General features: G+C 41.0%; 18 protein-coding genes. 3 read left to right on the top strand and 15 right to left on the bottom strand.

Annotated features, from left to right (window positions below; all coding sequences use genetic code 11):
* Nucleotides 1-215: 215 nt before the first annotated feature.
* The gene (locus NSQ94_RS06755; protein ID WP_063388146.1) at nucleotides 216-1,697 is read right to left on the bottom strand and encodes a glutamate synthase subunit beta; all 1,482 of its coding nucleotides are present in this window, start codon (nucleotides 1,695-1,697) and stop codon (nucleotides 216-218) included.
* A 45-nt stretch (nucleotides 1,698-1,742) separates the two neighbouring features.
* A complete protein-coding gene (gene gltB / locus NSQ94_RS06750; protein ID WP_339230415.1) occupies nucleotides 1,743-6,302 on the bottom strand; it encodes a glutamate synthase large subunit in 4,560 nt (1,519 codons plus the stop codon).
* 128 nt (nucleotides 6,303-6,430) lie between these two features.
* Here gltB and NSQ94_RS06745 point away from each other — a divergent pair, with 128 nt between their 5' ends.
* On the top strand, nucleotides 6,431-7,333 hold the full coding sequence (locus NSQ94_RS06745) for a LysR family transcriptional regulator (protein WP_063388144.1): 903 nt from the start codon (nucleotides 6,431-6,433) through the stop codon (nucleotides 7,331-7,333).
* A 206-nt stretch (nucleotides 7,334-7,539) separates the two neighbouring features.
* On the opposite strand, the gene NSQ94_RS06740 is transcribed toward NSQ94_RS06745, so the two are convergent.
* The gene (locus tag NSQ94_RS06740) at nucleotides 7,540-8,661 is read right to left on the bottom strand and encodes a tripeptidase T (RefSeq protein ID WP_063388143.1); all 1,122 of its coding nucleotides are present in this window, start codon (nucleotides 8,659-8,661) and stop codon (nucleotides 7,540-7,542) included.
* Between the two features lie 146 nt (nucleotides 8,662-8,807).
* Between NSQ94_RS06740 and prli42 the strand changes: the two genes are divergently transcribed.
* On the top strand, nucleotides 8,808-8,906 hold the full coding sequence (gene prli42, locus NSQ94_RS06735) for a stressosome-associated protein Prli42 (protein WP_232515568.1): 99 nt from the start codon (nucleotides 8,808-8,810) through the stop codon (nucleotides 8,904-8,906).
* Between the two features lie 425 nt (nucleotides 8,907-9,331).
* Here prli42 and NSQ94_RS06730 read toward each other — a convergent pair whose 3' ends face one another.
* From NSQ94_RS06730 to lpdA, 6 genes are all read right to left on the bottom strand, one after another.
* Entirely contained in the window at nucleotides 9,332-10,309 is a 978-nt protein-coding gene (locus tag NSQ94_RS06730; protein WP_339230413.1) for an aromatic acid exporter family protein, read from the bottom strand.
* Nucleotides 10,310-10,386: 77 nt separating this feature from the next.
* Nucleotides 10,387-10,824, bottom strand: a complete 438-nt coding sequence (locus tag NSQ94_RS06725) for a BrxA/BrxB family bacilliredoxin (RefSeq protein ID WP_063388141.1) — start codon at nucleotides 10,822-10,824, stop codon at nucleotides 10,387-10,389.
* Between the two features lie 117 nt (nucleotides 10,825-10,941).
* Nucleotides 10,942-12,177: a dihydrolipoamide acetyltransferase family protein gene (locus NSQ94_RS06720; RefSeq protein WP_063388140.1), complete on the bottom strand. Its 1,236-nt coding sequence runs from the start codon at nucleotides 12,175-12,177 to the stop codon at nucleotides 10,942-10,944.
* A 31-nt stretch (nucleotides 12,178-12,208) separates the two neighbouring features.
* The gene (locus tag NSQ94_RS06715; RefSeq protein ID WP_063388139.1) at nucleotides 12,209-13,192 is read right to left on the bottom strand and encodes an alpha-ketoacid dehydrogenase subunit beta; all 984 of its coding nucleotides are present in this window, start codon (nucleotides 13,190-13,192) and stop codon (nucleotides 12,209-12,211) included.
* A 13-nt stretch (nucleotides 13,193-13,205) separates the two neighbouring features.
* Entirely contained in the window at nucleotides 13,206-14,198 is a 993-nt protein-coding gene (locus tag NSQ94_RS06710) for a thiamine pyrophosphate-dependent dehydrogenase E1 component subunit alpha (protein ID WP_339230411.1), read from the bottom strand.
* A gap of 17 nt (nucleotides 14,199-14,215) precedes the next feature.
* Nucleotides 14,216-15,637, bottom strand: a complete 1,422-nt coding sequence (gene lpdA, locus NSQ94_RS06705; RefSeq protein ID WP_339230409.1) for a dihydrolipoyl dehydrogenase — start codon at nucleotides 15,635-15,637, stop codon at nucleotides 14,216-14,218.
* 211 nt (nucleotides 15,638-15,848) lie between these two features.
* Here lpdA and NSQ94_RS06700 point away from each other — a divergent pair, with 211 nt between their 5' ends.
* Nucleotides 15,849-16,097, top strand: coding sequence for a DUF2627 domain-containing protein (locus tag NSQ94_RS06700; protein WP_063388136.1), 249 nt, complete (start codon nucleotides 15,849-15,851; stop codon nucleotides 16,095-16,097).
* A 20-nt stretch (nucleotides 16,098-16,117) separates the two neighbouring features.
* Here NSQ94_RS06700 and spo0A read toward each other — a convergent pair whose 3' ends face one another.
* The 6 genes from spo0A to dxs form a co-directional block, all read right to left on the bottom strand.
* Nucleotides 16,118-16,912: a sporulation transcription factor Spo0A gene (gene spo0A / locus NSQ94_RS06695; protein ID WP_063388135.1), complete on the bottom strand. Its 795-nt coding sequence runs from the start codon at nucleotides 16,910-16,912 to the stop codon at nucleotides 16,118-16,120.
* 382 nt (nucleotides 16,913-17,294) lie between these two features.
* Nucleotides 17,295-18,584 carry a SpoIVB peptidase gene (gene spoIVB / locus NSQ94_RS06690; RefSeq protein WP_063388134.1) on the bottom strand — a complete coding sequence of 430 codons (1,290 nt, stop codon included), beginning with the start codon at nucleotides 18,582-18,584 and terminating at the stop codon, nucleotides 17,295-17,297.
* Between the two features lie 115 nt (nucleotides 18,585-18,699).
* On the bottom strand, nucleotides 18,700-20,424 hold the full coding sequence (recN, locus tag NSQ94_RS06685; RefSeq protein ID WP_339230406.1) for a DNA repair protein RecN: 1,725 nt from the start codon (nucleotides 20,422-20,424) through the stop codon (nucleotides 18,700-18,702).
* Between the two features lie 21 nt (nucleotides 20,425-20,445).
* Nucleotides 20,446-20,895, bottom strand: a complete 450-nt coding sequence (gene argR, locus NSQ94_RS06680; RefSeq protein WP_063388132.1) for a transcriptional regulator ArgR — start codon at nucleotides 20,893-20,895, stop codon at nucleotides 20,446-20,448.
* A 67-nt stretch (nucleotides 20,896-20,962) separates the two neighbouring features.
* The gene (locus tag NSQ94_RS06675; RefSeq protein WP_066247615.1) at nucleotides 20,963-21,796 is read right to left on the bottom strand and encodes a TlyA family RNA methyltransferase; all 834 of its coding nucleotides are present in this window, start codon (nucleotides 21,794-21,796) and stop codon (nucleotides 20,963-20,965) included.
* Nucleotides 21,789-23,690, bottom strand: a complete 1,902-nt coding sequence (gene dxs / locus NSQ94_RS06670) for a 1-deoxy-D-xylulose-5-phosphate synthase (RefSeq protein ID WP_063388130.1) — start codon at nucleotides 23,688-23,690, stop codon at nucleotides 21,789-21,791. The genes NSQ94_RS06675 and dxs overlap by 8 nt, the downstream gene beginning before the upstream one ends.
* Nucleotides 23,691-23,700: the final 10 nt, after the last annotated feature.

Below are 23,700 nucleotides of genomic sequence, written 5' to 3'. Positions count from 1 at the left end.
ATGGGCGGACAGAGCTGAATGAAGCTGGCATTTCTTGCTGCCTGCTATGCAAATGCTTTAAAAATAAAGGAAAGGGGGTGTCTAATAAGTCGTTTTTACGGCTTATTGACGCCCCCATGAATGTTTTAGAAACGTTGATATATCGGTGTTTATGATTTTTTATTTTCAATGGCGATTGGACTTTCTAGACAGCCCCGGGATTTCAAAATATAATTTTAAGGTAAATTCGTCGCTCCCATTAAGAAGCGATCCACTTCCCTTGCGGCACCTCTTCCCTCATGAATCGCCCAGACAATCAAGCTCTGTCCTCTTCTTGCGTCACCTGCGGCAAATACGCCTTCTACATTTGTTGTAAATTTGCCGTACGGAGCGTTCACTTTCCTGTTTACCGTTTCAACGCCAAATTGCTTCAGAACAGGCTGTTCCGGCCCTTCAAAGCCGATTGCGATAAAGACTAAATCGCACGGCCATACTTTTTCTGTGCCGGGTATTTCTTTAAACACCGCATTGCCGTTTTCATCAAATGATTTTTCCATTTGAATCGTATGCAATTCTTTTACATTGCCATTTTCATCGCCGACAATTTTCTTTGTTTGGATGCAAAATTGACGAGGATCCTGTCCGAATTTGCTTTTGGCTTCCTCATATGCATAATCTAACGTAAAGACCAGCGGAGCTTGAGGCCATGGATTGCCTTCCGCCCGCTCCTTCGGCAAGGCTGGATGTTTACCAAATTGCACAACGCTTTTACACTTTTGCCGCAATGCTGTCGCTACACAGTCAGCACCTGTATCACCGCCGCCAATGACGATGACATGCTTATCTTTTGCATCAATAAACTTTTTGTCTGCAAAATTAGAATTGAGCAGGCTTTTCGTCGTTTCTGTTAAATAATCCATCGCAAAGTGCACGCCGTTTAATTCTCTTCCTTCAATCACAAGATCACGCTGCTTTTGCGCTCCTGTGCATAAAACAACAGCATCATATTGGGAGCGAAGCTCATCAGCGGTGATGTCTTTGCCTACTTCCGTATTAGTTATAAACGTAATTCCTTCTTCTTCTAAAAGACGCACTCTTCTTTCAACAATTTCCTTCTCAAGCTTCATATTCGGAATACCGTACATTAATAACCCGCCGATTCGATCAGCCCGCTCATAAACCGTAACGGAATGTCCCGCTTGGTTCAATTGATCCGCACATGCCAGACCGGCAGGACCTGACCCAACAATAGCGACTTTTTTACCTGTGCGCTTTTCAGGAATTCTCGGCTGAACCCATCCTTCGTCAAAGCCCTTATCGATTATTGCGCGCTCGATGCCTTTAATGGCAACAGCAGGATCTGAAATCGCAACCGTACAAGATCCTTCACACGGTGCAGGGCAAACCCTTCCGGTAAATTCAGGAAAATTATTTGTTTTTAAAAGACGGTCCAGCGCTTCCTTCCATCTACCTCTATAAACAAGATCATTCCATTCAGGGATTAAATTATGAATCGGACAACCTGATGTTAAGCCGTTGATCTCCATTCCCATATGACAGAAAGGAGTCCCGCAGTCCATGCAGCGGGCACCTTGTCTGGCAAGTGTTTCATTTGAAAACGGGAATGAATATTCCTTCCAATCATCAAGGCGGGAAAGCGGATCACGTTTTTTCTCTTCTTCGCGTACATACTCCATAAAACCTGTTGCTTTTCCCACGAGTCTCCCCCTCCTTTTCATCCATTCACTAGGTGTGCAATGAGGTTAATTTGCAACAGCCTGTAAAGCGAATGGTTCACCGGCGGTTGTTTTCTCATTCGCAACCGCTTCAAATGCTGCAAGTACAGCTTCTTCTTTCGTAAGACCTGAATTTTCCATTTTTTCAATCGTGCTGATCATTAATTTGTAGTTTCTAGGTATCACTTTAATAAATCTTCCGACATACTCTTCCCAGTGATCTAATATATGCCGGGCCTTTGGACTTTCTGTATATTGGAAATGCTTCGAAATCATGTCATATACAGTGCGGATTTCTTCTTCATCTTCAAGAGATTCAAATAACACTAATTCCTTATTGGCTGTTCGTTTGAATTTCTCCTGATCATCCGCCAATACGTAAGCAATGCCTCCGGACATACCAGCTGCAAAGTTTTTGCCGACAGATCCGAGAATGACAACACGTCCTCCGGTCATATATTCACAACCGTGATCGCCGACACCTTCAACAACAGCATTCACACCGCTGTTTCTTACACAAAATCTTTCGCCGGCTCGCCCTTGAATATATGCTTCACCGCTCGTTGCACCGTAGAACGCCACATTTCCAATAATGACATTGTCACTTGATGCAAAAGATGCTTCTTTCGGGTGACGGACAATTACTTTTCCGCCGGATAAGCCTTTTCCAATGTAATCATTGGCGTCGCCAGTAAGCGTCATCGTCATTCCTTTCGGTACAAACGCAGCAAAGCTTTGACCTGCTGAGCCGTAGAAATGAAGATTGATCGTATCTTCCGGCAGCCCCTCTTCGCCATATTGTTTTGCAATTTCGCTGCCTGTAATGGTTCCAACGACGCGGTTCACATTTTTAATGTTCAAATGGAGTTCAACTTTTTCTTTCCGTTTAATTGCCTCTTCAACTTTCGGCAATACTTCGTTCACGTCTAATGACTGGTCGATTTTATGGTTTTGCGGACGTGCAAATGTTCGCGGACCCTCCACTTGATAAAGCAAGCGGGATAGGTCAAGATGCTTTGCTTTCCAATGTTTTTTTGCACGGTCGCTAACCTTCAATACATCTACTCTTCCAACCATTTCATCAATAGTTCGGAATCCGAGGCTTGCCATGATTTCGCGAACTTCCTGCGCGATGAAATACATGAAATTAACAACATGCTCTGGCTTGCCCATAAATTTTTCACGAAGTTCAGGATTTTGCGTTGCCACTCCGACTGGACATGTATCAAGATGACATACACGCATCATGACACATCCTAGAACGACTAGAGGAGCGGTTGCAAAACCAAATTCTTCTGCCCCGAACAATGCCGCCATCACAACATCACGGCCTGTCATCAGCTTGCCGTCTGTTTCAAGAACGACTCGGTCACGCAATCCGTTGAGCATAAGCGTCTGATGTGTTTCACTAAGGCCGAGCTCCCACGGAAGTCCGGCATGCTTAATGCTCGTCTTTGGAGATGCCCCGGTACCGCCGTCATAGCCGCTGATTGTAATAACGTCCGCTGCACCTTTCGCAACTCCAGCAGCAATCGTTCCTACTCCAGCTTTTGAAACAAGCTTGACGCTGATTCGGGCATCTCTATTCGCGTTTTTCAAATCATGAATAAGCTGCGCCAAGTCTTCAATTGAATATATGTCATGGTGCGGAGGCGGTGAAATCAATTCCACACCCGGTGTAGAGCCGCGAACTTTTCCGATCCAAGGATACACCTTTTTGCTTGGCAGCTGTCCGCCCTCACCTGGCTTTGCTCCTTGAGCCATTTTAATTTGCAGCTCGTCAGCATTGACTAAATAATGGATTTTCACGCCGAAGCGGCCGGAAGCTACTTGTTTTATGGCGCTTCGCTTCAAATCTCCATTTTCATCTGGAACATAGCGGTTCGGATCTTCTCCACCTTCACCGCTGTTGCTTTTTCCACCGATGCGGTTCATCGCAACCGCCAATGCTTCATGCGCTTCCTTGCTTAAGGAACCGAAGGACATTGCTCCTGTTTTAAAGCGGCGTACGATCGATTCCACCGGCTCAACTTCTTCAATAGGAATCGGTTTTCTAGATTCATTGAATTCAAACAAGTTGCGCAAAAACGTCACTTGCTCTTCATTGGCCATCTTCGAGTATTCTTTAAATAACTTATAATCGTTTTTCCGGCATGCCCATTGCAGCGTATGGATCGTTTTCGGATTGAATGCATGGTGTTCTCCGTTTCTTCTCCATTGAAATTCGCTGCCTGGATCGAGCGTTTCATCTCGATAAGTTGTTTTAAATCCTTGAGCATGACGCATTTTCGCTTCTTTTTCAATTTCTTTTAATCCGATTCCTCCAATTTGCGAGGCTGTTCCAGTGAAGTATTCCTCGATAACTTCTTCTCCAATGCCGACCGCTTCAAAAATTTGGGCTCCGCGGTAGCTTTGAATCGTAGAAATTCCCATTTTTGACATGACTTTGACGACCCCGTCTGTCACCGCTTTTTTAAATCTTTTTACTGCTTCTTTATATGAATATGGAATCGTTCCCTTTTGAACAGCATTTCGCACTGTTTCTAAAGCTAAATAAGGATTGACCGCATCTACACCATATCCTATTAGAGCCGCAAAATGGTGCACTTCTCTCGCTTCTCCGCATTCAACAATAATGCTTGCTTTCGTGCGGGTTCCTTTTTTCACCATATATTGATGCAGAGCGCTTCCGGCAAGCAGTGCTGGAATTGCTGCATATTCTTCATTTACTCCGCGATCTGATAAAACTAGAAGTGTGGCGCCGTTTTCCACCGCTTCATCAGCAGCTTGAAAGAGCTGATCTAATGCATTTTTCAAATCATCTTTAAACAAAGCCGGCAAAGTGACGCATTTAAATTCAGGATACGGATTATTTTTCAAAGCAGCGAGTTCTTCATTCGAAAGAATTGGAGATTCTAAGCGAATGCGTCGTGCTGCTGATGGATCAGGATCGAGAATATTTCCTTCCTTTCCTAACAGTGTCATCGTAGAAGTGACGATCGATTCACGAATCGCATCAATCGGAGGATTCGTTACTTGGGCAAACAATTGTTTAAAATAATTAAACAAGCTTTGCGGGCGATCTGACAGCACTGCAAGAGGAGTATCATTTCCCATTGCACCGATCGGATCTTTTCCATCGATCACCATTGCTGCAATTGTTTTTTCAACATCTTCATACGTATAACCAAACGCTTTTTGGAGTTTGGTTAGATCGTCAACCTTTTCAACATCTTCAGGGACATTGATGTCGAAAATAGAAATCATCTGATCATTGATCCACTGGCGATATGGTTTTTCTTTGGCGATTTCTTCTTTGATTTCCTGATCAGAAATGATTCTTCCTTCTTCCAAGTCAATCAACAGCATTTTTCCTGGACTCAGCCGGTCTTTATAAAGCACATTTTCCGGTTCAACATCAATCACACCGACTTCTGATGAGAAAATAATGTAATCATCTTTCGTCACATAGTAGCGGGCTGGTCTAAGTCCATTGCGGTCCAAAATAGCTCCGATCTGCTTTCCGTCTGTAAACGAGATGGCCGTTGGACCGTCCCACGGCTCCATAAAACAGCTGTGAAACTCATAAAATGCTTTCTTATCATCATCCATTTCATCATCCCAAAACCACGGTTCAGGAATAAGCATCATCGCCGCGTGCGCCAGCTTTTTCCCTGCCAGCACAAAAAATTCAAAAGCGTTGTCTAAAATGGATGAATCGCTTCCGTTCATATCTAAAATAGGTGTGATTTTTGTCAAATCATCCCCGAAAACGTCTGAAACAAACAGCTTTTCCCTTGCAGCCATCCAATTCACATTGCCGCGCAATGTGTTGATCTCGCCATTATGGATTAAATATCTGTTTGGATGCGCTCTTTCCCAGCTTGGGAACGTATTGGTGCTGAATCGGGAGTGGACTAGAGCAAAAGCTGATTGAAATCTCTCGTCCTGCAAGTCTACATAAAATTCATCTAATTGTTCAGGCGTCAAGAGACCTTTATAAACAATTGTCCGGCTTGATAAACTTGCAAAATAAAATTCATTATTTTGAACAAGACGTTCTGCTTGTTTCCGAATAACATACAGCTTTCTCTCAAAAGTAAGCTCGTCTTGAATATCATCGCTCGCCCCAATAAATACTTGTCTGATGAAAGGTTTGCTCTCTTTTGCAAGCCAACCGATCTTTTCAGAATTTACCGGCACAGTTCTCCAACCTAATAATATTTGTCCTTCTTTTTCAATGATTTTATTGATTTCTGTTTCATAATGTATCCGATCATGTTCACGACTCGGCAAAAAGACCATTCCGACTCCATATCGTCCTTTTTCTGGAAGGTTCATTCGTCCGCAAGCAACTTTAAAATAATTGTGCGGAATTTGAACCATAATGCCTGCACCGTCTCCAGTTTTCGGATCGCTTCCTTGTCCGCCGCGGTGCTCCAATTGACAAAGCATGTGAAGGCCTTTTTTGACAATATCATGAGAAGGTCTCCCCTTCAGATGAGCATATAAACCGATCCCGCATGCATCATGTTCAAATTCAGGACGATAGAGACCTTGTGCCTTTGGTAATCCTATCTGTTTCATCTCTTCTCCCCCATTCTCATGCCGATAAGTCTGTATGTATAATTGTAGTTTTCAAAAATAATATTAACAATATATAATTTAGATAATAATAATCTCATTTTGATATAAATTGCTTGGGGGTGAGTCAAATGGAACTGAGACAGCTTATATATTTTTGGGAGGTTGCAAAGCGGGAGCATGTTTCAGAAGCTGCTGAAGCCCTTCATGTCGCACAGTCGGCTATCAGCAGGCAAATAGCAAATTTAGAGGCGGAGCTCGGAGTGGAGCTTTTTGAAAGGGAAGGAAGGAATGTTAAGCTTACTCCAATTGGACGTCATTTTTTGCCCCATGTCGAGACGGCTTTAAAAGCGATTGAACACGCCAAACAGCAAATTGAAGAATTTTTGGATCCGGAAAGAGGAACAGTTAAAATCGGCTTTCCGACGAGCTTGGCAAGCCATACAATGCCGACTGTTATTTCCGCTTTTAAAGCAAAACACCCGAACGTTTCCTTTCATTTGCGACAAGGTTCTTATAAATATTTAATTGAAGCCGTCAAAAAAAGAGAAATCGATTTAGCTTTTCTCGGCCCTATTCCGACGGATGACAACGATGTGAAAGGGGATATTTTATTTACGGAATCCTTTGCAGCCCTTTTGCCGCACAATCATCCGCTTGCGCACAAAAAAAGCTTAGTGCTGACTGAATTGCGTAATGAACCGTTTGTGACGTTTCCAGAAGGTTATATTCTGCATAAAATCGTGCATGAAGCGTGTCAACAGGCTGGATTTTCCCCAATTATTTCATCGGAAGGGGAAGATTTAGATGCCATCAAAGGGCTCGTATCGGCAGAAATTGGCGTAACATTGCTGCCTGAAAGCACTTTTTATGAAACAATGCCTCGTTTTACGGTAAAAATTCCGATTGAAATGCCTCGTGTAAGCAGAAATGTCGGCATTATTATATCGAAAAATTACGAGCTGGCCCCGTCCGTTAAAGTGTTTTATCAATTTGCTAAAGAGTTTTTCTCAGTACTAGAAAAATATCAATAAAAAAAGATAAAAAAAGATGCTCTTCCAACACGACGCTGGAAGAGCGGAACGGCTGTCAATTCTTATTATAGAAGCCGGAGGTTGTAAAAACTATCAGAGGTCTTGCAGATGTTTTGGAGCTGTCAATTCTTATTATAGAAGCCTAAGGCCTGGCACATCGGATCGTTTGCTGAGTGACGAGCTTCCGGCTTCAAATTTTTAAAGCTCTATTGGTTCGCTACCTCTTTTATAATGGCGACTACTAATTCTGCTGTTTTGACAAGCTCCTCAATCGGCATTTTTTCATTTGTTGTATGAATTTCCTCATAACCAACAGCAAGATTAACAGTCGGAATACCGAAGCCAGCGATAATATTCGCATCGCTTCCGCCCCCGCTTTTTAACAATCTGCTCTCTCTGCCGATTGTTTTGATAGCTTTTTTAGCAATTTGAACGACCTTATCTTCATCGGTAAACGTAAATCCGGGATACATTACGTTAATATCCACTTCTGCTTTTGCCCCCATTTCGGCAGCAGCTGTTTCAAAAGCTTCCTTCATTTTTTGTACTTGCTGCTCCAATTTTTCAGGTACAAGTGAACGCGCTTCAGCTAAAATATCAACGCGGTCGCATACGATATTTGTTTGCGTTCCCCCTTCAAAACGGCCGATATTTGCCGTTGTTTCTTCATCGATTCGACCTAAAGGCATATTGGCAACTGCTTTTGCTGCAACCGTAATAGCGGAAATTCCTTTTTCTGGCGCAACCCCGGCATGAGCGGTTTTTCCGTGAATCGTCGCTTTAATTTTTGCATGTGTCGGCGCCGAAACAATAATGTCTCCAACTTTTCCGTCACTGTCCAATGCATACCCGTATTGCGCAGTAATCAGTTTTGAATCAAGCGCTTTTGCCCCAATTAAACCTGATTCTTCTCCAACCGTAATGACAAACTCGATTTTCCCGTGAGGAATGTTATTTTCTTTTAATACACGCACCGCTTCCAGCATTGCGGCAAGGCCCGCTTTATCATCAGCGCCTAAAATCGTTGTTCCGTCCGTCACAATATATCCGTTTTGTATAGAAGGTTTTACCCCTTTTCCAGGTACAACCGTATCCATATGAGAGGTAAAATAAATCGTATCAACGCCTTCTTTCGTCGCCTCTAGCGTACAAATTAAATTTCCTGCTCCATGTCCTGTTTTTTCAATTGATTCGTCTTCTATTACTTGTAGTCCAAGCTCGGTAAATTTTTGCTTTAATACATTTGCTATTTCCCGTTCAAATTTTGTTTCTGAATCAATTTTCACGAGTTCTAAAAATTCATTCACTAGCCGGTTTTCCTGAACCATTTTGCTTTCCTCCTAATTATGTATTCATGTTTAGTGTAACCGATTTTGATTCCGCTTGTGAAATCAAAAAGAAGCTGTCGGTGAAGGTTGTCCCCTCTAAAAAATCGTTGTACAATGTTTTATAAATCATGTATGTGGAGGGAATCATGATGACAAGCAAAAAAATGCAAAAGTGGGTTGTTTATATTATGTTAGGTTCATTGCTGATCACCTCAATTTTAACAGGCATCACTATGTGGCTTTAAAAATTCAACATGCACTTTTTACACCACATAGGCTGTTTGGTGAAAAACAATTTCTTTCAAATCGGTGCTTCCTCCTCTCGATTGCTCGTCCTCATCCAACCTTTTGTTACATATTTTCCGATAAAGTCCATGAATTCCGCACATTCATTTTCGCAAAATTAATCTCGTCCGCTGCGGACTTTTGGCATCGTTGCCGCGAATTTTTTTACAGATCACGCTGATTTATTCCATTGCTGTTCACGAATATTTTCAGATCATGCGAACCGATATGGTGAACATTCTTAGCCATTATTTTCAGCAGACACGGTCCAATTCTTCTGTTTGTATTTTGAAAAGTGCAGCTCGTAAAGGCGTTTCTTCTAAACATATGTACGAAAAAAGCATTGACACGATCTCTCGTTTTATTGTGCTCAATGACAAGCGCTTCATCCTTTTCCTTTTTTGGCGTCGGCAAGACCTTTAAACTGGCTTTTAATAATTAAATATTGCTCCATTTCATATAAAAAATGATAAAGCCTTGCTCTCGTTTCAAATTCCTTTCTTGTTTTCGGAAGCGGTGCCCTTTCCATCTCTTTTTTGATGTCATCTAGCTTTTTTAAAAATTTCTTTGCTGTATTTCCGGAATGAATGTTGTCTTTTAACTCATCAATAAACTGTGCAATAAGGTGCGCTTGTTCTACGTTTGCGGTGATCATCGTGAACGTCGGCAGCACTCGTTCAATGATTTCAAATTGTTTTTCTCTCATTTTAAAATATGCATAATATTGGTCTTCATGTCTTAGCAAACGATTTTCTACATTTCGGAGCGCCAATCCTTTCCCTTTTTCAATGAGATCGGCTGTCTCAGGAATTTCTTTTCCATCCCATGTATAGTCGCCTTCTCTTAAAAAAGCTACAATTTTTTCAAAAATAACCGCAAAGTTTTTTTCTACTTCTTTTCGATAAACATTAAGGTCATTTTCCAGGCTCGGCATATACAGATTCATTAAGAGCGCTACTCCGATCCCTGTCACAATAATCAAAAGTTCGTTTTGAACAATATCCAGCGTTATTTGACCTGCTTCATATAAGTGCAAAATAATAACAGCGCTCGTTACAATGCCTTCTGTCGTTTTAAAAAGCACCATTGTCGGTATGAAAAAAAGCAACAGAAATCCAATGACAATTGGATGGTAACCAAAAATTTCAAAAAAAAGAAAAGAAAACATCATTCCCGTTATACAAGCAAAAAACCTGGACCAAGCGCTTTTCAATGATTTCTTTTTTGTTACTTGAATACAAAGAATCGCGATGATGCCGGTGGAAACAAAATGGTTTAAATCCATCAGCTGTGCTAAAAATATCGATAGAGGAGCACCTATCGCTGTTTTTAACGTACGATAACCGATTTTAAATTTTCTCATTACTCATCACCATCATTTGCCTATTCTCTTTTCGAAATAAAAAAGGCGCCACATCTAAAAATGGCAGCCTTTTCTTTTTATACTTCGTCACAATATTGCTCGAATGCCTCTTGCAATTTTTGGACAACAGACATCGGCTCATGTCCTTCGATTTCATGGCGTTCAATCATGGTAACGAGCTTTCCATCCTTGAGCAGCGCAAAAGATGGAGAAGACGGCGGATAACCGGTAAAATAAGATCTAGCTCGTTCCGTAGCTTCTTTATCTTGACCTGCAAATACAGTCACTAATTGATCAGGACGTTTATCATAATGGAGCGCATGATATGCAGCCGGTCTTGCGATTCCGCCTGCACAGCCGCAAACAGAATTAACCATTACTAAAGTGGTTCCTTTTTTCGTTAAAGCTTCATCCACTTCTTCCGGTGTTTTCAATTCCGTATAGCCAGCGGCAACGATTTCCTCACGCGCTTGGCGAACTATGTCGTTCATGAAGAAATTAAAATCGATGCTCATTCATTCGCACCCCTTTCCCTTTTTTTCACCATTATATTGTTATCTTACAATAACAGCAATCTTTGAAGCAAATGTTAACCAATTCTGCTTAAGCATTATTTCTAATAACTCAAAGGACTAATATACGGATGTCGTTTCTTTCGAAATACCTTCTAATATTTGTTTTACTCTTTGCAAAAATCTTCCGCATACAACCCCATCTAATACTCTATGATCGAGAGAAAGGCAGAGATTCACCATATCGCGCACGGCGATCATTCCGTTTTTCATGACAACTAATCTTTTCACAATCGTTTCTACTTGCAGCAAAGCCGCTTGTGGATAGTTAATAATTCCCATTGATTGAATAGAGCCGAATGAACCTGTGTTGTTAACGGTAAATGTACCGCCTTCCATTTCCTTCGCTTCAATCGTTCCCGTTCTAACCTTTAAAGCAAGCTCGTTAATTTCTCGAGCAATTCCTTTAATGGATTTTTCATCAGCATGTTTAATAACTGGTACATAAAGCGCATCATCTGTTGCAACAGCGATCGAAATATTAATGTCTTTCTTTTGAATAATTTTATCCCCCGCCCAAGTCGAATTCATTTGCGGATATTCTTTCAACGCTTCTGCAACGCTTTTCACAAAAAACGGGAAAAATGTTAAAGGAAAACCTTCTTTTGCTTTAAATTCTTCCTTGATCGAATTTCTTAATTCAACTAACCCAGTTACATCGACCTCAATCATCATCCAAGCATGGGGAATTTCTGTTTTGCTTCGCGCCATATTTTGAGCAATGGCTTTGCGCACCCCAGAAACAGGAATTTCAGTATCACCGGCTGTTTTAGGTGATTTATAGGATTTCGTTTCTTGGATCAAGGAGCCCTTTTTCGGTATATTACCTGCTTCAATCAGCTTCAACACATCTTTTCGGGTAATTCTTCCGAAAGCTCCCGTTCCGTTGACTTTTTCTAAATCAATATCATGTTCTTGAGCTAGCCGGAGCACTGCCGGAGAATACCTGTTTTTCATAGTCTTCTTTTCCGTTTCTTCTTTTTCAGCCGGCTGATGGTCATTAGCATAAAGACTGTCTTTTGGCTGAATGTTTTTTTCTTGTTCAACCGCCACAGCCTCCACTTCAATTCTGCAAATAACTTCGCCAACTTGGAGAGTATCTCCCTCCTCAGCTAAAAGCTCTTTAATTACACCTGTATATGATGAAGGAACTTCTGCATTCACTTTATCCGTCATAACTTCTGCAATGGGATCGTATTTGTTGACCTTATCGCCGATGGAGACGAGCCACTTGCTGATTGTTCCTTCTGTCACGCTTTCTCCTAATTGAGGCATTTTCATTTCTTCGATTAGCACGTTGATTCCTCCTTGAGATTAGGGTCAACTTTTAAAACTCTGCCAATTCTCTCATCGCTTTTTCAATTTTTTCTGCATTCATCATAAAAAATTTTTCCATTGTCGGTGCAAATGGCATCGCAGGTACATCCGGGCCTGCAAGCCGTTTAATTGGTGCATCAAGATCAAACAAACAATGCTCTGCAATAATGGCGGATACCTCGCTCATTACACTGCCTTCTTTATTATCCTCAGTCACGAGAAGCACCTTGCCGGTTTTTGAAGCTGCCTCAATAATAGCCTCCTGATCAAGCGGATATACCGTTCTTAAATCTAAAAGGTGGACAGAAATTCCATCTTTTTCTAATCGTTCAGCTGCCTGCAGAGCAAAATGAACGCACAATCCATATGTAATAACGGTAATGTCATCCCCTTCCAGCTTGACATCCGCCTTTCCAATCGGCAAAACATAATCATCTGCCGGAACTTCCCCTTTAATGAGCCTGTATGCCCGCTTATGTTCAAAAAATAAGACAGGATCATCATCGCGTATCGCTGCTTTTAATAATCCTTTTACGTCATACGGCGTAGAAGGTATGACAATTTTCAAACCGGGCTGGTTGGCAAATACCGCTTCAACAGACTGAGAATGGTATAAAGCACCGTGCACTCCTCCGCCAAACGGCGCCCGAATCGTAATCGGACAGTTCCAGTCATTGTTGGAGCGATACCGTATTTTCGCTGCTTCTGAAATAATTTGATTGACAGCCGGCATAATAAAATCAGCAAATTGTATTTCACAAACAGGGCGCATTCCGTACATGGCCGCTCCTATTCCAACGCCAGCGATAGCAGATTCAGCAAGGGGAGCATCGATTACTCTCTCTTCTCCAAATTGTTCATATAACCCTTGAGTCGCTTTAAAAACTCCTCCTTTTTTCCCGACATCTTCTCCTAGTAGAAATACTTTTTCATCTCGCTCCATTTCCTCACGAAGTGCAGCTGTAACTGCTTCGATATATGACATAATTGGCATCTTTTTTCCTCCTTCAGTTTCCATACACATGTTTCAGTGCATGTTCCGGAGCCGCATAAGGCGCATTTTCTGCATAATCAGTTGCTTCATCGATTATGCTTGCAATTTTCGTCTGCATATTTTGTTCCAATTCCTCTGTTAACAATCCAATTTCTTTTAAATAGGATGCAAACGTATAAATCGGATCTTTTTTCTTAGCTTCTTCGATTTCCTCTCTTGTCCGGTAGCTCCGATCATCATCATCGCTCGAATGGGGTGTAAGGCGATGCACAAGCGTTTCAACCAATGTCGGTCCCTCTCCTCGGACAGCTCTTTCTCTCGCTTCCTTCACAACTTTATACACTTCAAGAGGATCGTTTCCATCTACAGTCAACCCGTGCATGCCGTACCCTGCTGCTCTGTCTGACACTTTTTCGCAAGCTAATTGCTTTTGAATCGGAACGCTGATGGCGTATTGGTTATTTTCACACATCAAAATGACAGGTAATTTATGTACTCCAGCAAAATTCGCCCCTTCATGAAAATCTCCTTGGTTCGATGATCCTTCCCCAAAGGAAACAAATGTGACAAAATCCTTTTTATCGATTTTTCCTGCTAAGGCGATTCCAGCTGCATGAGGAACTTGAGTTGTAACAGGGGATGAACCAGTTACAATCCGATTTTTCTTTTGGCCGAAATGTCCTGGCATTTGCCTGCCCCCGGAATTCGGGTCTTCCGCTTTTGCAAATGCTGACAGCATTAATTCTTTCACGGTCATTCCAAAGTGCAGGACAACGCCTACATCACGGTAGTAAGGCAAAATATAATCCTTTGTTTTGTCCAAGGCAAAGGCTGCACCAACTTGAGCGCCTTCATGCCCTTGACATGAGATGACAAATGGGATTTTTCCCGCTCGGTTTAAAAGCCACATCCGTTCGTCTACTTTTCTTGCAAGAAGCATCGTTTCATACATGTTTAATACGTCCTGATCCGTTAAACCTAAAGACTGATGGCGATTTTTGGGCATGACAAGACCTCCCTAGCTTATATATGTATTGCTTTGCCATTTACCGCAAGAGCCGCTTCCATTATCCCTTCTGACAATGTTGGATGGGCATGAATCGTACGGGAGAGTTCCCATGAGCTTGCATCGAGAAAGCTTGCTAAACTTCCTTCAGAAATCAGCTCTGTTGCATTTGGTCCGATAATATGAATTCCTAAAAGATCATCGGTCTTTTCATCTGCGACAACTTTGACAAACCCTTGCGGCTCTCCATAAATGAGCGCTTTTCCAACTCCTTGAAAAGGAAATTTTCCGATTTTGACGGAATAGCCTTTTTCCCTCGCTTCTTGTTCTGTTAAACCGATACTTGCAGCTGCAGGATTCGAATAAATACATTTAGGGACTTTTTTGTAGTCAATTGGCAAAACATTCTCTCCTGCAATATGTTCTACGGCGCGTATTCCTTCTTGCGATGCGACATGGGCAAGCTGAAGACCGCCGATGACATCACCGACTGCATAGATGTTTGATTCCTTTGTTTGATAAAACTCGTTTGTCACAATATAGCCATTATGGATTTCAATTTCGGTATTTTCCAATCCAATTCCTTCTGTATTCCCTTTTCTCCCTATTGACAACAGCAGTTTTTCACTGTGCAAACTGATTTCTTGTCCATCCTGTTCGATGAACACTGTGATTCCGTTTTGTATTTCTGTTTTTTCAGGCAAAATCGATATATTCGTAAAAATGCGGACTCCTTTTTTCCTCATTAGCCGTTCCATTTCTTTACTTATTTCAATATCTTCTGACGGCAAAATTCGATCCGCCATTTCAAGGATCGTGACTTCAACTCCGAAATCAGAGAGCATAGATGCCCATTCCATTCCAATCACTCCGCCGCCCACAATGATCATAGATGAAGGAAGGCGTTGTAATTGCAATGCTTCATCTGACGTCAAAATAGTCTCGCCGTCAATCGTTAATCCAGGCAATTCACGAGGGCGCGATCCAGTTGCAATAATAACGTATTTCGGAAGTAAAATTTGGTTTTCCTCCCCGTTTTCCATCTCTACAGAAACTGTTCCTGGCTGCGGAGAAAAGATGGACGCACCTAAAATTCGTCCGATGCCATGAAACACATCGATCTTTCCCTTTTTGACTAATTGCCTGACCCCTTGATAAAGTTGAGAAACTATCTTTTCCTTCCGCTCCTGCACTTTATCAAAATTGACTTGAACATTGGACAGCTCGATTCCAAAGTCGCTGCTTTTTTTTGATTGAGCAAATATTTCAGCGCTTCGCAATAAAACTTTGCTCGGGATGCAGCCCGAATGCAAACAGGTCCCTCCAAGCTTTGATTTTTCAACAATAGCTGTTTTCATTCCGAGCTGGGATGCCCGGATCGCTGTAACATATCCTGCCGTTCCTCCTCCTAAAATCACTACATCATATTCTTTGGCCATGAAACTCTCCTTCCTTCATCTCTTCTATGTATGCTAAAAAACCGATTTTTAAAAATATTTATATAGAAAAGACGTATGCTCCTTGTCCATTCATCGTTAATAAAATGGCATATCTTCATCATAACATGTTTATTTGTATTGACAAATTGTAATATGATCGTAAAAATGAAATTGATTCGCTCTATTTTAACAGAAAGGGATATAAAGTCAAATGATAAGGCTTATTGCATTGTTGATTATGGTGATTCCAGGGATCCTGGCGGTTTACGGAATTAAATTAATGAGAGACATGCTTTTTGGCATTTTACAGCCCCCGTTTCCTTACTTATGGCTGCAATTTTTAATGGGTTTATTATTTTTCCTAGCAGGATTGTTCTTTATAGGAGGATTTATTTTGCATAGAGATAGAAAACGCAATCGAGTTCAGCCGCGTTTTCAGAAAAAAAGTAACCGCCGTTAGGCTCAGCGGTTACTTTTTTTTCAGGAGGCCTTATGCTCCAATCTCAATTTATCTGCCACCATTGCAATAAATTCCGAGTTCGTCGGTTTGGCTTTTGACATGCTGACTGTGTAGCCAAACAGCGATGAGATAGATTCAATGTTGCCGCGGCTCCATGCTACTTCAATAGCATGGCGGATAGCACGTTCCACACGGCTTGCCGTTGTGTTAAATTTTTTCGCAATATCTGGATAAAGCACTTTTGTAATCGATCCTAACAGCTCGATATCATTATAAACCATGGAAATCGCTTCTCTTAAATATAAATATCCTTTGATGTGCGCAGGAACCCCGATTTCATGAATAATGCTTGTAATACTAGCGTCTAGATTGTCATTTTTATTTTCAGAAACAGCAGAGCCAGATTTATGTAAAGATATATTTTTCATTAGAGGCGAAGGCTTTCCACTCACTTGACGAATATTTCCAGCCAGCTGTTCCATATCGAACGGTTTTAAAATAAAATAAGCAGCCCCTAGGTCGACCGCTTTTTTCGTTACATCCTCCTGGCCAAAAGCAGTTAACATGATTACGTTCGGCTTTTTCGCTTTGTTTAGCTCCTTGAGCTTTTGCAGTACTGCTAATCCATCTAAATGGGGCATAATGATATCCAAAACAAGGACGTCCGGGCTTTTTTCATTCAAAATATTTAAACATTCCTGACCATTGTAAGCAACGCCGATTACTTCCATATCCTCCTGGCTGGATAAATATTCATCCAAAAGGGCAACAAGCTCTCGATTATCATCAACGATACATACTTTAATTTTTTCCACACGCACTCCTCCCAATCCTCTTTACAAAATTATACATTGTTTGATCTACAAGATATTTTCGACAACTTTACAGAGAATCCTTTTCCTTTTTTAAAAAAAGTGAAAAATTATGTGTTTTTTCAAAGTTCTTCTTATTATGAATAAAGTTTTCGATTTCAAGCAAAATTCTCCTCTAACAAACATAAACAGCGTTTTTGTAATAAATATGTATGTCGAATTAAATAAGTTTATACATAAATTTTCGCTTGATTGAGCCAGTACACTTCCCTTGCTTTTAAAGCAAACAGCCCACTTCACAAAATTCCTTTATGTGAACGTGACGTTTTTCGCAAAAGGATTTATGTCAGATCGCTGCATCATGTAATAAGAAAAAGCGAGTGCGTTAACTCGCTTTTTGCTGCTTTTCGTCAATACTAATCCCTGCGTCTTGCAGCATCCATTCAATGTGAACACCGTAACCAGATGTCGGATCATTGACAAATACATGAGTCACAGCGCCAACCAGCTTTCCATCTTGAATGATTGGACTGCCGCTCATTCCTTGAACAATGCCTCCTGTTTTCTTAAGCAATTCCTTATCTGTCACTTTTATGACCATACCTTTTGTTGCAGGAAACTTTTGATTAACGGTACTGACAATTTCTACATCAAATGCTTCCACTTTATTTTGATCTACCACTGTTAAAATTTGTGCAGGACCTTCTTTCACTTGATGTGAAAAAGCAACTGGTATCGGTTTGTCCATAATTCCGTTTTTCACTTCTTGATTCAGCCTGCCAAATATGCCGAATGGACTGTTTTTTGAAATAGAGCCGATCACTTCATGTTTTTCTGAAAATCTTGCTAATTTTTCACCTGGACTTCCGCCTCTTCCTTTTTCAATCGACGTTACCGTAGACCGGACAATTTTTCCGTTTTCAACCACAATCGGTTTTTTTGTATCCATATCTGATATAACGTGCCCAAGAGCACCGTATTTTTTTGATTTCGGATCATAAAACGTCATCGTTCCAATGCCTGCTGCAGAATCCCGTATATAGAGACCGATACGATACGTTTTGTCGCTTTTGTCTTTGACTGGTGTCAATTTCGTGTTGAGAACTTTGTTGTTGCGTTTTACTTCGATCGCTAAAGGGCGGCCTGTTCTTCCTGCTTCTTGTATAAATGGAATAATATCACTCATTTTTTCTATTTTTGTCCCATTAATTTTTGTTATCATATCGCCGACTTCTACACCTGCCGATTCACCCGGTGATTTTTTTCCGGCTTCAGTTTCAATTTGGTGAAAGCCGACTACTAAAACACCAAGTGTATTTAACTTAACACCGATCGATTGGCCTCCAGGAATTACCTTTAATTCCGGGAGAACTTTGACATTCACGTTTTTAACCGGCATGCCTTTTATTTCATAGAGAATTTGTCCATCTCCAGATTTCGTGCCTTTTAGCTGCAATTCGTCCCCGCTTTCCGACACTTTGAAAGCGTTTTGAACATCCTGAACTTGAGCTTGAGCTGGAATAACATTTTTTTCTATTGTATAAACGTCATTTTCAAAAATGGTGATTGTTTTCGGAATGTGTAAATATTGTCGCACCTCTTTTGAAAAGCCTAAACTGATTAAAGAAACAAGGAGAATCGTACCAATTATTTTTCTGATGTATTCTAAAGTCATTTCTTCACTCTCCTCGCTCCTAACCCACACCATATGACTATTTCACATGGCTACATCTAATAATTTTTCCTTGAGCGAGGTCATTTATAACTTTTTCTTAAAGAAATTATTTCCGCTAGGAGGATTTCACCGATATAGCCAGATCCAACAGCTCTTTTGCATGCTGCTTCGACAATTCCGTCACTTCTGCTCCAGCAATCATCCGGCCGATTTCTGCAATTTTTTCTTTTTCAGAAAGCGGAATAACCTTTGTTTTCGTTCTTCCCTCTTTGCTTACTTCCTTAGCAATTAATAGATGGTTGTCAGCCATCGCTGCAACTTGAGGAAGATGCGTGATGCATAGCACTTGAGAGTTAATCGACACCTGATAAATTTTTTCTCCGATCGCTTGGGCGACACGGCCGCTTACACCAGTATCCACCTCGTCAAATATGATGGAAGTAATTCCTTGATGCTTGGAAAAAATCGTTTTTAAGGCAAGCATGATTCTTGATAATTCCCCGCCGGAAGCAATTTTCGCAAGAGGCTTAAGAGGTTCGCCTGGATTGGTGGAAATGTAAAATTCCACAAAATCCATGCCGTCACTTCCAAATTTCGCTGGAATTCCATCGATCAAAGCGGAATCTTGGGCCTCTTTCTGCGAAAATTGAACCTTAAATGTAGTTTTATCCATGTACAGCTGTTTTAATTCAGATGTGATTTGAGCAGTTAGCTTGTTTGCATATTTTTTTCTTATTGCCGTTAAATATTGGGATTTTGTCAGCAGTTCTTCGACGACAGATTTAAGCTCATTTCTAAGCGTTTGAATATGGCTATCACGGTTTTCAATCGTATCGATCTCTTTTTCAATTTCATCTCTATATTGCAAAATGTCTTTGATTGATTGCCCGTACTTTCGTTTTAACCGATGAATGACATGGAGGCGGTCCTCTATCATATTTAACCGATCAGGATTAAATTCCATGCGTTCTAATTCATTTCTAAGCTGAAACGTTAAATCCTCTACAACGTAAAAACTGTTCGACAGCGTTTCGGACATTTCTTTTAACTGTTTATTAAATTCTGCTGCTTCTTCTAAATGATTCATGGCAAGTCGTAAAAAATCAAGCCCGCGCTGCTCTCCTTGCAGCGATTCATAGCTATTTTTCAAGGCTTCATAAATTTTTTCAAAATTTAACATTTCCTGCCGTTCTTCCTGAAGCTTTATATCTTCATCCATTTTTAAATCGGCATCGTCAATTTCCTTTAATTGAAACTTCAATAAATCCAATCGATGCGCCATCTGCTGCTCATTTTCTGAAAGGGCTTTTAACCGCTTTGTTAAGTCCGCGTATTTTTTATAAAGCTTTACGTATGCATCCTTTGCTTTTTTCACTTCTTCGCCGCCATATTCGTCGAGAAGATGAAGATGCTTTTGCTCGTCCATCAGCTCTTGATGATCGTGCTGTCCATGTATATCGACTAATGTGCTCCCAATATCCCGGAGAATTCCGATTGTGACAAGCTTTCCATTAATTCTGCAAATGCTTTTTCCGTTAGCGGAGATATTCCGGTTTAAAACAATCATGCCTTCACTAGCATCTATTCCTAATTCATGGCACTTTTTCAAGCACGGATGGTCCTCTTCTTCCAATATAAACAACCCTTCCAATTCAGCGCGCTTTTCACCGGCTCGGACAAATTCAGAAGAACCGCGTCCTCCTACAAGAAGAGATATAGCATCAATAATGATCGATTTCCCAGCACCTGTTTCTCCCGTCAGCACTGTCAGCCCTTTTTCAAAAGAAAGAGATAGGGATTCTATAATGGCAAAATTTTTAATCGACAATTCCGCTAACATCGCATTTTCACCCCAAACTTGTTAAAGCATGTCCAAAAATTTTTCCGTCAACGTTTTGGTGTCTTCATTCTTCCTGCATATAATTAAAATCGTGTCATCGCCGCAAATTGTCCCTAATATTTCTTCCCAGTCCAAATTATCAATTAATGCACCGATTGCATGAGCATTTCCCGGCATTGTTTTCATCACAAGCAAATGTCCGGCAGAATCGATTTTAACAAACGCATCCATCAATGCTCTTTTCAGCTTTTGATGGGGATTGAAGCGCTGATCTGCGGGCAGGCTGTATTTATAACGTCCATCAGATGTCGGAACCTTCACTAAATGGAGCTCTTTGATGTCGCGGGATACGGTTGCTTGGGTGACATTAAAACCTAAATTTTTCAGCATTTCAACTAGTTCATCCTGCGTTTCGATTTCGTAATTTGTGACAAGCTCTCTAATTTTAATAAGACGCTGTCCTTTTGTCATTAGCGACCACCCCTATTCTCTTTCCTGTTATGATATCTCATAGAAAAACAGGAATAACTTGTATTCGTTATCCCTGTCTCTTTATTTTTAACGTCGAATGAGCGTTTTTCACAATTTCTTCAATTGTTTCCGTAAATTTTATGTCACCTTTTTCTTTTGCCCCTCCCCAATACAAATGGAGCAAAAACTCTATATTCCCGTTGCTGCCAGTGATCGGAGAGTACGATAAATGTAAGCAATCAAATCCTTCATTGATTGCAAAGGCCGTTATGTCATGCAAAACTTCCTCATGAACCCGAGCATCCTTCACAATTCCTTTTTTCCCGACTTTTTCTTTTCCTGCTTCAAATTGCGGCTTAATTAGCGCGACGCATTCACCAGTGGGCACCAAAATGGTTTTTAAAACAGGGAGGATCAATTTTAAAGAGATAAACGATACATCAATGGTAGCAAATTCCGGAAGCCCCTTTTGAAAATCCTCCGGCTTTACATAACGGAAGTTTGTCCGTTCCATCACGATGACACGTTCATCTTGACGCAGCTTCCAATCCAATTGATTATACCCGACATCCACCGCATAACATAATTTTGCGCCGTTCTGCAAGGCGCAGTCGGTAAATCCTCCCGTAGAAGAGCCGACATCTACCATAATTTTTCCTGCCACACTGATTTCAAATTGTTTCAATGCCTTTTCCAGCTTTAAACCGCCTCTTGAAACATAAGGGATCGCATCTCCCTTTACAGTTAACGGGATGTCGCGATCAATTTTTTCGCCAGGCTTATCCAATCGTTTTTCATTTGAATAAACAAGCCCGGCCATAACGGCCCTTTTTGCTTTTTCTCTCGTTTCTGCAAGTCCTCTTTCTACAAGCAATACATCTAAACGTTCCTTTTTACCCATATTTGATTCCTTTTTCTTTTTTTGGTATTACTTCGAGCACATTTTTTATTATTCCTTCTTTTGTTAATCCAATCTCTTCTAATAGTTTTTCCACGCTTCCATGCTCGATAAAGCGATCTGGAATTCCCATTCTTTTCATTGTAAGATTTGTAAAGCCATGCTTTTCAGCAAATTCTAATACCGAGCTGCCAAAACCGCCTTCAAGAACTGCTTCCTCTACTGTTAAAATCGGTATTCCTTCGTTGAAAATCTCAAGAAGCATTTTCTCATCAAGCGGCTTTAAAAAGCGGGCATTGACGACTCGAACGGAAACATTATTTTTGGCAAGTGCTTTCGCTGCATCCAATGCCATTTTAATCGTCGTTCCAAATGTTAAAATGACAGCATCTTTACCTTGTAAAAGAACTTCCCACGTACCGATCGGAATTTCTTTCAGCTCAGGATCAAGAGGCACACCCAATCCTGTTCCTCTCGGATAGCGAAGAGCGATCGGCCCTTCATCGTACTTCAGAGCCGTATAAACCATATGCTGTCCTTCATTTTCGTCTTTCGCCATCATTAATACAATGTTTGGTATATGGCGCAAAAAAGCGATGTCAAATACTCCCTGATGGGTTTCTCCGTCAGCTCCGACGAGTCCTGCGCGGTCAATTCCGAAAAACACATTTAAGTTTTGTCGGCAAATGTCATGAACCATTTGGTCATAACCGCGTTGCAAAAAGGTTGAATAGATTGCCAAAAACGGCTTCATATTGGCAGCAGCAAGTCCTCCTGCAAGCGTCACCGCATGCTGCTCTGCAATACCGACATCAAACATTCTGTCCGGAAATTCTTCTCGGAATTTTTCAAGTTTCGAACCAACCGGCATGGCTGGTGTAATTGCAACAATTCTTTCATCGTTTCTCGCTAATTTTCGAACTGTTTCACTTACTAATTCACTCCAAGACGGAGCCGATATTTTCGGTTTAACAAAATCGCCTGTTTCAATTTTATATGGGCCTGTTCCATGCCATGTTCCAACCTTGTCTTTTTCGGCAGGCAAATAGCCCTTTCCTTTTTTCGTGATAACATGCAGCAAAACAGGGCCTTTTGTTTTTTTGGCATAACTAATGTTTTCCATCAATGCCTGAAAATCATGTCCGTCAATCGGTCCAAAATAGGTAAAGCCAAGCTCCTCAAAAAACATGCCCGAAACGAATAAATATTTCAGACTGTCTTTAAGCCGTTCTGCTGTTGAGGCAAGCTTTCCTCCGACAGCTGGAATTTTTTTCAACAAGTATTCCAACTCTTCTTTTACCCAGTGATATTTGCCTGTTGTTCTTAATCTTCCAAGTATATGATGAAGAGCCCCGACGTTTGGAGCAATAGACATTTCATTATCGTTTAACACAACAATAATATCCTTTTGTTCATGGCCGATGTGATTCAATGCTTCAAGCGCCATGCCTCCGGTTAAAGCACCGTCGCCGATAATCGGCACAATATATTCATCCGTTCCTTTTAAATCGCGGGCAATAACCATTCCCATTGCCGCAGAAAGTGAAGTTGAACTGTGCCCCGTTTCCCAAACATCGTGCTCGCTTTCTGAACGCTTCGGAAAACCGGACAATCCTTTATACTGCCTCAACGTATCAAACTCTTTCGCCCTGCCTGTCAAAATTTTATGAACGTACGCCTGGTGACCTACATCCCAAATAAATTTATCTTTCGGGCTGTCAAACATTTTATGTAAAGATATTGTCAGCTCAACTACTCCTAAATTTGGTCCAATATGTCCGCCGGTCACTGACAGCTTTTCAATTAAAAATTGGCGAATTTCCGCGCTCAATTGCTCCAGTTCTTTTATTGAAAACTTTTTCAGAAATTTTGGATTTTCGATGGACAATAGATCCAAAACGGATCAC

Origin of the sequence: Aeribacillus sp. FSL K6-2833 (assembly GCF_037965815.1) — a bacterium.
GTDB lineage: Bacteria > Bacillota > Bacilli > Bacillales > Aeribacillaceae > Aeribacillus > Aeribacillus composti.
Note: the sequence above shows the minus strand (reverse complement) of the source record. Positions and strands in the feature narration are given on the sequence as shown.